At 54.5% G+C, this 14,096-nt stretch carries 7 protein-coding genes, 4 tRNA genes and 2 rRNA genes; all 13 read left to right on the forward strand.

The window, feature by feature from the left end; all coding sequences use genetic code 11:
* The first annotated feature begins 90 nt into the window (after positions 1–90).
* A 23S ribosomal RNA gene (locus tag SD69_RS04935) occupies positions 91–2,975 on the forward strand.
* Positions 2,976–3,163: 188 nt separating this feature from the next.
* Positions 3,164–3,279: ribosomal RNA gene (gene rrf / locus SD69_RS04940) — 5S ribosomal RNA — on the forward strand.
* A gap of 1,145 nt (positions 3,280–4,424) precedes the next feature.
* Positions 4,425–5,189: a 3-keto-disaccharide hydrolase gene (locus tag SD69_RS04945; protein ID WP_041522331.1), complete on the forward strand. Its 765-nt coding sequence runs from the start codon at positions 4,425–4,427 to the stop codon at positions 5,187–5,189.
* Between the two features lie 38 nt (positions 5,190–5,227).
* Entirely contained in the window at positions 5,228–8,524 is a 3,297-nt protein-coding gene (locus SD69_RS04950) for a family 16 glycoside hydrolase (RefSeq protein ID WP_041522332.1), read from the forward strand.
* Between the two features lie 107 nt (positions 8,525–8,631).
* Positions 8,632–9,762, forward strand: coding sequence for an alanine racemase (alr, locus tag SD69_RS04955; RefSeq protein ID WP_041522333.1), 1,131 nt, complete (start codon positions 8,632–8,634; stop codon positions 9,760–9,762).
* Between the two features lie 4 nt (positions 9,763–9,766).
* Positions 9,767–10,753 (forward strand): bifunctional biotin--[acetyl-CoA-carboxylase] ligase/biotin operon repressor BirA, encoded by a 987-nt coding sequence (birA, locus tag SD69_RS04960; protein WP_041522334.1) that lies wholly within the window; start codon positions 9,767–9,769, stop codon positions 10,751–10,753.
* Entirely contained in the window at positions 10,750–11,460 is a 711-nt protein-coding gene (locus SD69_RS04965; RefSeq protein ID WP_052480902.1) for a type III pantothenate kinase, read from the forward strand. Before birA ends, SD69_RS04965 begins: the two co-directional genes overlap by 4 nt.
* A gap of 59 nt (positions 11,461–11,519) precedes the next feature.
* Positions 11,520–12,221, forward strand: coding sequence for an SPOR domain-containing protein (locus tag SD69_RS04970; RefSeq protein ID WP_052480903.1), 702 nt, complete (start codon positions 11,520–11,522; stop codon positions 12,219–12,221).
* Positions 12,222–12,270: 49 nt separating this feature from the next.
* Positions 12,271–12,346, forward strand: a tRNA-Thr gene (locus tag SD69_RS04975).
* A 94-nt stretch (positions 12,347–12,440) separates the two neighbouring features.
* Positions 12,441–12,524: transfer RNA gene (locus tag SD69_RS04980), tRNA-Tyr, on the forward strand.
* 89 nt (positions 12,525–12,613) lie between these two features.
* Positions 12,614–12,687 (forward strand) — tRNA-Gly (locus SD69_RS04985).
* Between the two features lie 17 nt (positions 12,688–12,704).
* Positions 12,705–12,780 (forward strand) — tRNA-Thr (locus tag SD69_RS04990).
* An 88-nt stretch (positions 12,781–12,868) separates the two neighbouring features.
* A complete protein-coding gene (gene tuf / locus SD69_RS04995; RefSeq protein ID WP_041522335.1) occupies positions 12,869–14,092 on the forward strand; it encodes an elongation factor Tu in 1,224 nt (407 codons plus the stop codon).
* Positions 14,093–14,096 lie beyond the last annotated feature (4 nt).

Consider the following 14,096-nt stretch of genomic DNA (forward strand, 5'->3'; position numbering starts at 1 on the left):
AAATTGCTGATTAAAGGACGACTTGTGTATCTCTACACAAAAGTCCGGCGAATTTATCATGTCGTAACAAATCAGTCGCTTGTGTTATATGGTCAAGCGACTAAGCGCACACGGTGGATGCCTTGGCAGCTGGAGGCGATGAAGGACGTAGGAGCCTGCGAAAAGGTACGGGGAGCCGGCAAACATGCTTTGATCCGTACATGTCCGAATGGGGAAACCCACCTAGCATAAGTTAGGTATCGTGCACTGAATACATAGGTGTACGAGGCGAACGAGGGGAACTGAAACATCTAAGTACCCTTAGGAAAAGAAATCAACCGAGATTCCGTTAGTAGCGGCGAGCGAACGCGGATTAGCCCTTAAGCAACTTATGTCTTAGTGGAAGGCTCTGGAAAGTGCCGCGATACAGGGTGATAGCCCCGTACACGAAAAGTCATTTGTTGTGAAATCGAGTAGGTCGGGACACGTGTTATCTTGACTGAATATGGGGGGACCATCCTCCAAGGCTAAATACTCCCAGCTGACCGATAGTGAACCAGTACCGTGAGGGAAAGGCGAAAAGAACCCCTGTGAGGGGAGTGAAATAGAACCTGAAACCGTGTGCGTACAAGCAGTAGGAGCAGACTTGTTCTGTGACTGCGTACCTTTTGTATAATGGGTCAGCGACTTATTGTCAGTAGCAAGGTTAACCGTTTAGGGGAGCCGTAGGGAAACCGAGTCTTAATAGGGCGCTCAGTTGCTGGCAATAGACCCGAAACCCGGCGATCTATCCATGGGCAGGTTGAAGGTTAGGTAACACTGACTGGAGGACCGAACTCACTAACGTTGAAAAGTTAGGAGATGACCTGTGGATCGGAGTGAAAGGCTAATCAAGCCGGGAGATAGCTGGTTCTCCCCGAAAACTATTTAGGTAGTGCGTCATGTCTCACCCACGGGGGTAGAGCACTGTTTGGGCTAGGGGGTCATCCCGACTTACCAACCCCATGCAAACTCCGAATACCGTGGAGTGCAATCATGGCAGACAGACAGCGGGTGCTAACGTCCGTTGTCAAGAGGGCAACAACCCAGACCGCCAGCTAAGGTCCCAAATGTTAGTTAAGTGGGAAACGATGTGGGAAGGCTCAGACAGCTAGGAGGTTGGCTTAGAAGCAGCCACCCTTTAAAGAAAGCGTAATAGCTCACTAGTCGAGTCGGCCTGCGCGGAAGATGTAACGGGGCTAAAACTAGCAACCGAAGCTGCGGATGCTTTCGAGCATGGTAGGGGAGCGTTCTGTAAGCCGTTGAAGGTGTGTTGAGAAGCATGCTGGAGGTATCAGAAGTGCGAATGCTGACATGAGTAACGATAATGGGAGTGAAAAACTCCCACGCCGGAAGATCAAGGTTTCCTATTCAACGTTAATCGGAATAGGGTTAGTCGGCCCCTAAGGCGAGGCAGAAATGCGTAGTCGATGGGAAACAGGTTAACATTCCTGTACTTGTTATTACTGCGATGGAGGGACGGAGTAGGCTAGGCCAGCACGGCGTTGGTTGTCCGTGTTTAAGGTAGTAGGCTGAGAGTTTAGGTAAATCCGGACTCTTAAGGCTGAGAACTGATGACGAGTCTCATTATTGAGACGAAGTGGTTGATGCCATGCTTCCAGGAAAAGCTTCTAAGCTTCAGGTAGTAACGAACCGTACTGTAAACCGACACAGGTGATCAGGTAGAGAATACCAAGGCGCTTGAGAGAACTTGGGTGAAGGAACTAGGCAAAATGGTACCGTAACTTCGGGAGAAGGTACGCCGGCCTTGGTGATGGGACTTGCTCCCTAAGCTGAAGTCGGTCGAAGTGATCAGGTGGCTGCGACTGTTTATTAAAAACATAGTACTGTGCAAACACGTAAGTGGACGTATACGGTATGACGCCTGCCCGGTGCCGGAAGGTTAATTGATGGGGTTAGCTTCGGCGAAGCTCTTGATCGAAGCCCCGGTAAACGGCGGCCGTAACTATAACGGTCCTAAGGTAGCGAAATTCCTTGTCGGGTAAGTTCCGACCTGCACGAATGGCGTAACGATGGCCACGCTGTCTCCACCCAAGACTCAGTGAAATTGAAATCGCTGTTAAGATGCAGTGTTCCCGCGGCTAGACGGAAAGACCCCGTGAACCTTTACTATAGCTTTACACTGAACTCTGAACCTATTTGTGTAGGATAGGTGGGAGGCTTTGAAACCATGACGCTAGTTGTGGTGGAGCCAACCTTGAAATACCACCCTGGTATGTTTGGGGTTCTAACGCAGGTCCCTTATCGGGATCGCGGACAGTGTATGGTGGGTAGTTTGACTGGGGCGGTCTCCTCCCAAAGAGTAACGGAGGAGCACGAAGGTTGGCTAATCCTGGTCGGAAATCAGGAGGTTAGTGTAATGGCACAAGCCAGCTTAACTGCGAGACTGACACGTCGAGCAGGTACGAAAGTAGGTCATAGTGATCCGGCGATTCTGTATGGAAGGGTCGTCGCTCAACGGATAAAAGGTACTCCGGGGATAACAGGCTGATACCGCCCAAGAGTTCACATCGACGGCGGTGTTTGGCACCTCGATGTCGGCTCATCACATCCTGGGGCTGAAGCCGGTCCCAAGGGTATGGCTGTTCGCCATTTAAAGTGGTACGCGAGCTGGGTTTAGAACGTCGTGAGACAGTTCGGTCCCTATCTGCCGTGGGCGTTGGAAAGTTGAGAAGAGTTGCTCCTAGTACGAGAGGACCGGAGTGAACGAACCTCTGGTGTTCGGGTTGTCATGCCAATGGCATTGCCCGGTAGCTATGTTCGGACGGGATAACCGCTGAAAGCATCTAAGCGGGAAGCCTCCTTCAAGATAAGCTTTCCCTGGGATCTTGAATCCCCTAAAGGGCCGTGGAAGACTACCACGTTGATAGGCTGGGTGTGGAAGCGTTGTGAGGCGTTGAGCTAACCAGTACTAATTGCCCGTGAGGCTTGACCATATAACAGAAACGACTGATGGGTTACGAGAGAAAACGTAACATGATCAATCGACGGACTCGAGTGAGACATACACAGACTGTCCTCAGCAATTTATAGAGTAAGTAACAACTTAATTCATCACCCTATTTGGTTGCGTGAGTAGGCCCGGCAAACGCCGATAAGACCGAAAACACACCAAGCCTGTTTGCTTGACGACCATAGCGAATTGGAACCACCTGATCCCATTCCGAACTCAGTAGTGAAACGATTCAGCGCCGATGGTAGTGTGGGGTTTCCCCATGTGAGAGTAGGTCATCGTCAAGCTTCTAATCTAAACGCCCTGTAGGTTATCCTGCAGGGCGTTTTTCTTGTCTGGGTTTTATCCACGTTAGGTGRGGCTTGACGATGCACTACTCTCACACGGGGCCGGCGTTCCTGCGCATCCATGCGCCTGCGGCATTAGTGAATCCATTCACGTCAAGTAGGTCATCGTCAAGCTTCTAAATAAATAAGGCCCATCCTGAATAGGATGGGCCTTTTTTATTTTGAATACGCTGAATTACTTTCCCTACCTCGCACGAAGTGCCATGTGGACCCAAAGCACTCGCTGCGCTCATGGGGCCTACTAAAAGCCTGTGTTCCGTAGGAACGAGTGCTAGGGCGCCCTAGCGTCGCGAAGCGATTACGAGCACCGCTCGTAACCCACTGTAGGTCATCGTCAAGCTTCTAATCTAAACGCCCTGTAGGTTATCCTGCAGGGCGTTTTTCTTGTCTGGGTTTTATCCACGTTAGGTGGGGCTTGACGATGCACTACTCTCACACGGGGCCGGCGTTCCTGCGCATCCATGCGCCTGCGGCATTAGTGAATCCATTCACGTCAAGTAGGTCATCGTCAAGCTTCAAAATAAAAAAGGCCCATCCTGAATAGGATGGGCCTTTTTTATTTTGAATACGCTGAATTACTGCCCCTACCTCGCACGAAGTGCCATGTCACTCAGCACACCCTATGCTTCACCCTACGGGCGGCTGCGCGGTGTAAAATAACAGCTCCAGCCGCTTCAGGTCTTCGCGGCGCCTTCGACCCAGTTATTCTGTGACAACCTCTGTTCCGCACAGGTTTTGCTCCTGCAAAGCCCGGGTACATTACATCCCTGTAAATAAGGAGCGAGTGCTGTGGGTCTGACCTATGGTCATAAAGCAGTGTCTACTTTTAAGGGGCCACTCCACTGGTATCATTTTTGAGCTCCGACCTCCGACCTCCGCGGGAGCCGGGGCGTGAACAAGAAGGAGGAGTACCTTTCTTAATTATTCTTTATCCTCGGTTAAGGTTAAATGGACTTTATGTTGTTATAGTAGCTATCTATATTTCATTTGTGACATTTCTTTCCGTATGTGAAAATCACAGTGTCGCTACGTCACCGACTATATTTTTAGCTAAGCCCATATTGATACTAATAAGTGAGAGACCGATGAAGATAACTCAGTTAGTTGTCCTGGCTGTTTCAGCCGTAACCGCCGCTACCAGCCTGCCGCTGTATGCCGCAGAAAAAGAACCTTGGCAGCAAGCACAGGAAACCGAAGTTTGGGAGCCAGTACCCGCAAAAGTCTCCGTTAATGAGGCTGGGATTCCCTCTGATGCCACCGTTTTGTTTGATGGCTCTGATCTGTCTGCCTGGGAGTCGGCAAATGATAGCTCAGCCGCGCCCTGGAAAATTAACGGTGATGTGTTGGTGGCAGAACCAAAGTCTGGTGATATTCGCACTAAGCAAGAGTTTTGCGATGTCCAGCTACACATCGAGTGGCAACCACCCGCCGAAAAAGACATGGAGGGGCCAGAGGGGCAGGGGCGTGGCAACAGTGGCGTGTTTTTTCAGGAGCGTTACGAGGTGCAGGTACTCGACTCTTTTGGCGGTAAAACTTACTCCAATGGCCAGGCGGCTTCGGTTTATAAGCAGCATATCCCCCTTGTGAACGCGACCAAGCCTCTGGGTGAGTGGAATGTTTACGACATCATCTATAAGGCGCCGCGCTTTGCGAGTGATGGTGAGCTGGAAGCTCCGGCTTATATTACGGTATTGCACAATGGTGTACTGGTGCAAAACCATGTCGAGGTGCAGGGGCCTACCGGGTGGATCGGTCATCCGCCTTACGAGGCGCACGGCTGCGCCCCTTTGCGGCTGCAAGATCATGGCAACCCATCGGAGTTTCGCAATATCTGGGTGCGCGAGCTATGAGGCTGGCCAGTAGACATTATAATTAGAGAGCCCAATTCATGAAATTTAATAAGAAACTGCTCGGCGCTATGTTTGTGCTGAGTGTTAACCCTGCTTTTGCGGCTGATAGCGCTCCCGTAGATTTCTTTCCCTATTTGCAAGCTAGCGAGTCGCTGGAGCGATCAAGTGTTGAGTTTAGCGCTGGCAAATTGCGGCGGGCCGGTGACGGCGACCAATTATTACTGAGTGCCGGCGATAGGGTTGAGTCCAATGTTCACCTGGGCGACAGTGTATTAACCATTGAGTTTTTGGCCGCGTCGGGCACTAATGCCGGGATTTACTTGCAGGGGCGCTACGAAGTGGCGCTTGCGGCCCAAGGTGCCGGAGTGGGTATTGGAGGTGTGCGCGGTCGCGGCGATGAGGTGAGCGCGATTGCCCCCGCCGAAGACGCTGCAAAGCCTGTCGGCGACTGGCAGACGCTCGAGGTTAAGTTTCGCGCGCCGCGCTACGACGAGGCTTCAAATAAAGTGGCCAGCGCCATGATTCTTGAAGCGCGTCTGAACGGTACATTAGTGCAAAAAAATACGGTGTTACCGGGGTTTAGTGCCGAGCCAATTAATATGTGGGAAACCACTAGCGGGCCGACCATGCTGCGGGTGCGCGCCGGGCAACTGGCGGTGCGTTCGCTGAGTGTTCACCCCGCCGATTTTGCCAAAGTAGCTTTACCTGATGAAAGCGGCGGCCCCAGTAATGAGACCGAGCTGGTGGATTTTGTCGCGGTCGGAAAAAAAGCTTTTCATTCCCTGGGCTGCAAAGAGTGTCACGCAGTGGCGGCCGGTGACTCCAGCATGAAAACCGGCCCCAACCTTTTTGGTTTATTTAAAAAGACGCCCCGTGACCGGCAGATTATTGAGACGGCGGAAAACCACCACTTCACGGTAAAGGCCGACTTTAGCTACCTCGAGCGCAGTGTCAGAAGCCCGGCGGCCGAGCTGGCTATTCACGAAGGTGGTGACAAACAGGGCGAATCATATATGCCCATTATGCCTCCCTACATGAAGCAAACTCTGCCGGACAAACAACTGGATGCCATTGGCTATTATTTGCAAACGTTAAACACCCCGTGGGAGCAGGGCCCGGTGGTTAAGTTGGTAGAGTCCTCCGGCCCGGAAAAATACGATCCGCTGCAGGACGACCTACAATTTTTGGTAACCGATAGCGTGCGTTTACAGCGTGGCCCGATGGAGGGTTTGTCGGCGCGCAGTATTCACGTCGGGCAGCCCAACGCGGTTAACTACAGTTTTGACCCGCGTATTTTAGGTGTCGCCAAGGTTTGGCAGGGCGGCTTTTTGGATATGACTGGTGAGCTGACCAACCGCGGGGGCGATGGGCTGAAGACGGGTTTTGAAACCCGTGAGATTGATCTGGGGGATGCCGGGGTGTTGTTTGCACCGCTCAATACCCGCGGCGAGCCAATTGACTTCTCCTTTAAAGAATCTGTATTTCGCGATATGGCGGCGGTTAAAAAAGCCCTGTGGAGCGACAAAGATCAGGCTGAGCTGATAGCGCAACAAAACGCACAGTTTTTGGGGTACGAGCGCCCTTCAAAAGATAAGACCGCCGCCCCGGTTTTCCGCTATCGGGTGGGTAAGAATACGCTGGCGGTTACCACTGAAATTGCCGAATCGGGAGCTGTTACTGTCTCCGTGGCTGGCGAGCGCCCCGCCGAGCAGCGCTTTGTGGTGGGTGTTGATGCTTTAAGTGGTGTGCAGGTGTCGGCAGGGCAGTTGGTCGACGGGGTGTGGGTGTTGCCTAAAGGCGATGCCAGCGCGGAACTCTCGGCCACATTAGCGTTGGCGGGCAATGCCTGGAGCCCTAAGCCCAGCGCTTTTAATTATCGCCAACAACCTTTGACTCGGATCGAGGCTGTGGCGGATTTGCCGGCCGGTTACACCATTGAAAATTACCTGCCGCCGCAGGATAACTATGGTCGCGACCAGCTGTTTGAAGCTCTGGGCTTGGCTTTGGCCGATGACGGCACTATTGTCGTAGCTACGCGCACCGCGGGTATCTGGCGGATCAAAGATGGTCAGTGGCACCTCTTTGCCGAGGGTTTGTTCGATAGCCTGGGAGTCCAGGTTGAGGACGAGCACGGTTTACAGCTGGTGGTTGGGCAAAAGGCCGAGTTGACCCGTATTACCGATACCGACGGTGACGGAATGGGGGATAAGTTTGAAACACTGTTTGACGCCCACGGCTATCACGGTAATTACCACACCTATATGCATGGCCCCGAGCGCGCGGACGATGGTGCTTACCATGTCAGCCTAAACCTCGCCCATACCGATGAAGCCGTTTTTAAGGCCGACGGTTTGTATATGGGCTCTCAGGGTGGTTACAGTGGCTGGAATATCCGCGTAACGCCTGAGGGCGAATACAGTTTGTACGCCAGCGGTTTACGCAGTCCGGCCGGCCTGGCAACTGGGCCCGAGGGCCAGCTTTGGTATACAGAAAACCAAGGTGAGTTCGTCGGTACATCCAAGCTGTTTGTGCTCGAAAAAGGTAAATTCTATGGTCACCCCAGCGGCTTGGTTGACCTGCCAGGTAAGAAGCCCGATTCGCCGGATATTCAGTGGGATCAGGTGGCCGACTCGCGCGAGCGAGCCGCCGTGTTGTTCCCGCATAATATAGTGGCCAATGCGCCGGGCAACCCGGTGTGGGATACCACCCAGGGCAAGTTTGGTCCTTTTGCCGGGCAGATGTTGGTGGGCGATCAAACCCAGTCAAACCTGTTGCGGGTGGTGACCGAGGATGTCGATGGGCAGCGCCAAGGGGTGGTTATCCCCTTTATGTCCGGCCTGGAGTCGGGTGTTATGAGGGGGCTGTTTTTGCCCGACAGCAGCTTATTGGTGGGGCAAACCGGCCGCGGCTGGCAGGCTAAAGGTGGCCATGTGGCGGCGCTGCAACGGATACGTTGGGATGGCCAGACAACCCCTCTGGCTATTTACAATGTGAGTGCCAGTAGCGATGGTTTTGTTGTGCGTTTCACGCATGCATTGAGCACAGCTGATGCCGATGCGGTGTCGCGGGCGTTATCGGTTAATTCATGGTTGTATCGCGATGCGCCAGATTACGGCTCTGCGGAGCTGGACATGCGCGATGAGTCCTTTGCCGTGACACTGGCGGATGACGGGTTATCGATTAACGTAACGCTGGCCAACACCGAGCAGACTACTGTTCATCCGCAGCAGAGCGCTCGCGTTTACCACCTGGCGCTAAATCCGGCAGGGCTCTTTGCATCGCAAGCTTTTAGCCCACTACATGCCTACTACACGCTGTATCAGTTTGCTGACTGAGTATTAACGCTAGGGTGTGGCGGCTCTTTGGCTTTACCGCGAGCTGCCACGCTGGATTTTACCGGAGAGTTTTGTAACTATGCGCGTTTGCTCTTGTCGGCGTGCCTATGAACGAGAATACCGGAACACTTACCATTAATCTCGCCGCTATCGTCGCCAACTGGCGTACGGTAGCGGCGTATGCTGACTCTTCTGTTACCTCGGCCGTTGTTAAAGCGGATGCCTACGGCATGGGCGTTGAGCAAGTTGCACCTGCGCTGTATCGCGCCGGTTGCCGACACTTCTTTTTTGCCACTCTCAGCGAGGCCGTGGCAGGCCGCTCTCTGGTGGGGGCCGACGCGCAGTGTTACCTGTTGGGGTGTGTGCCCGGCGGCTCCGAGGCCGATGTTGTTCGGCATCGGTTGGTGCCTGTTTTATCGTCTTTGGTGGCTGTTAACCGCTGGCTCGCCTGGCGAGCTGGCGCCGGTTTTGATGCCAGCAGCGCGCCGGCAGCGGTTAAATTTGACACCGGGATGACCCGCTCGGGGTTGGCGGTCGCCGAGTTGCAGCACTTATTGGGCGACGCCGAGCGCTGGGCGGAGTTGTCTCCCGTTCTGCTGATGAGTCACTTAGCGGTGGCTGACGAAGCGAGCAATCCACAAAACCGTCGTCAGCGCGATGCATTTTTTGCGTTGGGGACACTGGCTAAACGTTTGCAGCCAGATCTTTTATTAAGCCTGGCCAACTCTTGCGGCACCTACCTAGGGCGGGACTATCACGCCGACCTGGTGCGACCGGGCGCTGCTCTGTATGGGTTTAATCCTGTTGTTGGCGGCGAGTCGCCCATGCTGCCGGTAGTCCGGCTGTCCCTTCCGGTCATGTCTTTACGAGCACTGACGCAGCCGTCGCAGGTTGGTTATGGTGCTGAGTATACAGCCCTGCCTGGGCAGGTGTTGGCTGTGGTGGCGGGAGGTTACGCCGATGGTTTACACCGCATTTTGGGGCGCGAGGGTTACGGTTATTGCCTGGGTGTCAAAGTGCCGGTAGTGGGGCGTATTTCTATGGACAGCACGGTTTTTGATGTAACTGCGGTGACCGATCTCCATGAGATTGATGGGCGACAAACACTGAATATTGATGTGTTGGGCGAGGGCGACTTGTCGGTCGATGCGCTCACCCGGCGTAATCAGGCGCTGGGGTACGAGGTGCTGACCTGCGTGCGCTCGGGCCGTTATCGCCGAATTTATCAGGGGGAGTAGGCTCGTGCAGCAAGATCAACTTCAAAGTTTACTGGCGGTATTGGCCGACGGCGAGTACCACTCCGGCAGTGAGCTGGGCGAGCTGCTTGGGGTTAGTCGGGCGGCGGTGTGGAAGCATCTGCAAAAATTATCCGAGCTCGGAATCGAGCTGGATTCTAGCCGGGGGCGGGGTTACTGCTTGCCAGGCGGCCTGGAGTTGCTGTCCGAGTCTAAAATTGCGGCGTGTATGAGCGCGAACGCGGCGCTCCTATCGTTGGAGGTGTTACCGTTGGTGGATTCCACCAATACGCGGCTGATGAGTCGTGCCGAGCAGCTACCATCGGGGGTTGTCTGCATTGCCGAACAGCAAAGTGCGGGGCGAGGCCGCCGGGGCCGGGCTTGGGTAAGCCCTTTTGCACGCAATCTGTACTTTTCGATGTTGTGGCGTTTTGATGGCGGTGCAGCAGAGTTGGAGGGGTTAAGCTTGGCGGTCGGTGTCTGCATCGCCGAGGCGTTGGAGTCGTTAGGTGTTGTCGGAGTGAGCCTTAAGTGGCCTAACGATGTGTTGGCCGACGGTAAAAAGCTTGCCGGCATTTTACTGGAAATGAGCGGTGATCCTGCCGGCGCCTGCCATCTGGTTATAGGGGTGGGAATTAATGTCGATATGGCCGCCGCGCAGGCGTTAGATATTGATCAGCCTTGGGTTGACGTTGCCTCGTTGGCGCGCGCGCAAGGGCTGGCTCCGATTTCCCGAAATGTATTGTGCGCGCGTGTGCTGAGCAATCTTTGTGATTTGCTCAGTGAATATCCGGAGTATGGTTTTGCTCGTTGGCGCGAACGCTGGATGGCACGGGCGGCCCACCTAAATAAACCCGTCCGTCTCACCACAGCAAGTCAGCAAATACAGGGTGTGCTTGTGGGTGTGGATGTCAGTGGGGCCTTGAAGCTCGCCACCGATGCTGGTGAGCAGCTGGTGTACGGGGGTGAAGTGTCTTTGAGGTCTGAGTCATGATTTTGCAGATTGACATCGGCAATACCCGGATTAAATGGCGCTTGCGTGATCAGTGCCGTACTCTTGACAGGGGTGTTAGCGCCCACGGTGATTATCCCTGGCTGGCAGAAAAAAATATCGTGCGAGTCTGGGTGAGTTCGGTGGTTGTTGCGGAGTCCGAACGCCTAATTGAGGCGCTTGGCGCGGCGGGGTTGCCGGCGCCGGAGTTTGCCTCAGCTCAGTTTTGCCTTGGAGATGTGGTTAGTGGTTATCAGGAGCCGCACACCTTGGGGGTTGATCGCTGGCTGGCGTTGTTGGGCGCGCGACAGCGTGTTGCTGAGGCGGTGTTAGTGGTGGACGCAGGTACGGCGCTCACGGTCGATCTGCTGGCGAGTGATGGGCGCCATCTGGGGGGCTATATTGCGCCGGGCCTCGCTCTTATGCGGCAGTCGTTGGCGCTCAAGTCTCATGCCTTAGCTGTCGACTCCGCTTCCTGTGATACGGCTTTGCCTGGCAGGAGTAGTGCGGAGGCAATCGAGGCGGGGCTGACGGCCATGGGGCGGGGTGTGATTGTCGCCGGTTGTGACTCGCTAAGAAAGGCGGGCTCAGAGCCGACGATACTCTTTACCGGTGGTGATGGCCCGCACTGGCAAAGGGTGTTGGGTGAGGGTGAGGTTGTGCCTGAGCTTTTGTTCGCGGGGTTGGAGCGTTATTTTCTGGCGCAATAATAATGTGCGGTGGCGACTGGGGAGAAAGTTGTGTTTAAGGATAGGGCTATGAGACGGCTATGAGGATACTTTTATTTGCACTGCTCGGCATCAATGTGGCGGTGTTTATTTTACAGGTGACGGTGTGGCGCCCAGGGGCGGCTGACGCTGCCCCTGGGCGCTACTCAGAGGTCGCGGGTGAGAGGCTGCAGTTGCTGTCTGAGGTGGAGCGGGCCGAGGCCCGCAAGCCGCTCGCGTCAGGCCGGCGCGAGGCGTCGTCAATGCCTGCTGGGGTGGCGGTAGATGGTCTGTGTGACATGGTGGGGCCATTTTCAGCGTTGCTGCAGGCTGAATACCTGCAGGAGAATCTGGCTGCGCTGGATGTAGGGGCTGAAGTGCGTGAGATCGAGGTGCCCGAGGGGGTAGGCTACTGGGTGCACCTGCCGCCGGAGCCCAGCCGAAAAGAGGCCCTAAGGCGTTTGCATGAGGTGCAGGCACAGCAGATCGATAGCTACCTGATTCCCCGTGGGGAGCTGGCCAACGGTATATCGTTTGGTATGTTTTCGCGCAAGGCTCTGGGTGAGGCGAAGCTGAGCGAGATGAAGGAGTTAGGCTACGCCGCCGAAATGCGGGAAGTGGCCCGCACTCATAAAGAAATATGGGTGGTGCTGGCGGCCGGGCAAGGTCAAAAAGTAAGCGAGAATGCGTGGTCTGAGTTGCTGGAGGCAGAAAATGGCATCGAGAAACAACAAAAATACTGTCAGGGTGTTGCACCTGAGTAAAAGTTTCTCTAGAATCCCGCCTCCACGTTGAGACGTGCTTAGAGAAAGTGCTGGCGTAGCTCAGTTGGTAGAGCAGCTGACTTGTAATCAGCCGGTCGGGGGTTCGACTCCTCTCGCCAGCTCCATTTTCTCTGATGTTGTTGCTGTAAGCAGGTGAATTTCTTAGGAAAACCGGTTGACAGTGATAGGCCAGAGCCGGACAATGCCGGCTTGTTTTTCGCAGGGGTTCCCGAGTGGCCAAAGGGATCAGACTGTAAATCTGACGCGCAAGCTTCGGTGGTTCGAATCCACCCCCCTGCACCATTTTATTACCGCTTAGCGGTAGCGGCTAAAATCCGCTGCGGCTGAAGGCTCTCCGGTTTGCTGGAGATGCTTTGCGGAGCAAGAACTCAGCGGGCATAGTTCAGTGGTAGAACGTCAGCCTTCCAAGCTGAATATGCGGGTTCGATTCCCGCTGCCCGCTCCAGTTGCTGTGGTTTTAAAGCTCTTGTAGCTCAGTTGGTAGAGCACACCCTTGGTAAGGGTGAGGTCGGCAGTTCAAATCTGCTCAAGAGCTCCATTTTCTGGCTGCGGAAGAAGTGCTTTCGCGGCTGTTTTTGTGTGTAAGTAAACGGCTTGTTTGATGGCTAGTTGAGGAGGCGCTCGCAATGGCGAAGGAAAAGTTCGAACGTAATAAACCCCACGTCAATGTGGGTACCATCGGTCACGTTGACCACGGCAAAACCACTCTGACAGCGGCTCTGACCCGCGTGTGTGCAGAAGTTTGGGGCGGCGCAGCCGTTGCCTTTGACGGTATTGATAACGCACCGGAAGAGCGTGAGCGCGGTATCACCATCGCCACCTCACACGTTGAGTACGATTCACCGAATCGCCACTACGCGCACGTGGATTGCCCCGGTCACGCCGACTACGTTAAAAACATGATTACCGGTGCGGCGCAGATGGACGGCGCTATCCTGGTGTGTGGCGCGACCGACGGTCCAATGCCACAAACCCGTGAGCACATTCTGCTGTCTCGTCAGGTTGGTGTACCTTTCATTGTGGTATTCCTGAACAAAGCAGACCTGCTGGCGGAAGATTGCGGCGGCGTTGGTACTGAAGAGTACGACGAAATGCTGGAGCTGGTAGAGATGGAGCTGCGTGAGCTGCTGTCTGACTACGACTTCCCAGGCGACGACACTCCGATCATCCCAGGTTCTGCCCTGATGGCTCTGAACGGTGAAGACGACAACGAGCTGGGTACTACCGCTGTTAAGAAACTGGTAGAAACTCTGGACGAATACATCCCAGAGCCAGAACGTGCTATCGATCAGCCGTTCCTGATGCCAGTAGAAGACGTATTCTCGATCTCAGGTCGTGGTACCGTTGTTACCGGTCGTGTTGAGCGCGGTATCGTAAACGTGGGCGACGAGCTGGAAATCGTGGGCATCAAAGACACCACCAAGACCACTTGTACCGGTGTTGAAATGTTCCGCAAAATGCTGGACGAAGGCCGTGCTGGTGAGAACGTTGGTGTTCTGCTGCGTGGTACCAAGCGTGACGAGATTGAGCGTGGTCAAGTGCTGGCCAAGCCTGGCTCAGTAAACCCACACGCCAAGTTCGAAGCCGAAGTGTACGTTTTGTCGAAAGACGAAGGTGGCCGTCACACGCCTTTCTTTAAAGGCTACCGTCCACAGTTCTACTTCCGTACTACCGACGTAACGGGCGCTTGTGAGCTGCCAGAAGGCGTTGAAATGGTAATGCCAGGCGATAACATTCAGATGAGTGTTACCCTGATTCACCCAGTAGCCATGGAAGACGGTCTGCGCTTTGCGATTCGCGAAGGTGGCCGTACCGTTGGTGCCGGCGTGGTTGCCAAAATCATCGAGTAATAAC

The organism is Gilvimarinus agarilyticus, from assembly GCF_000832015.1.
Lineage (GTDB): Bacteria > Pseudomonadota > Gammaproteobacteria > Pseudomonadales > Cellvibrionaceae > Gilvimarinus > Gilvimarinus agarilyticus.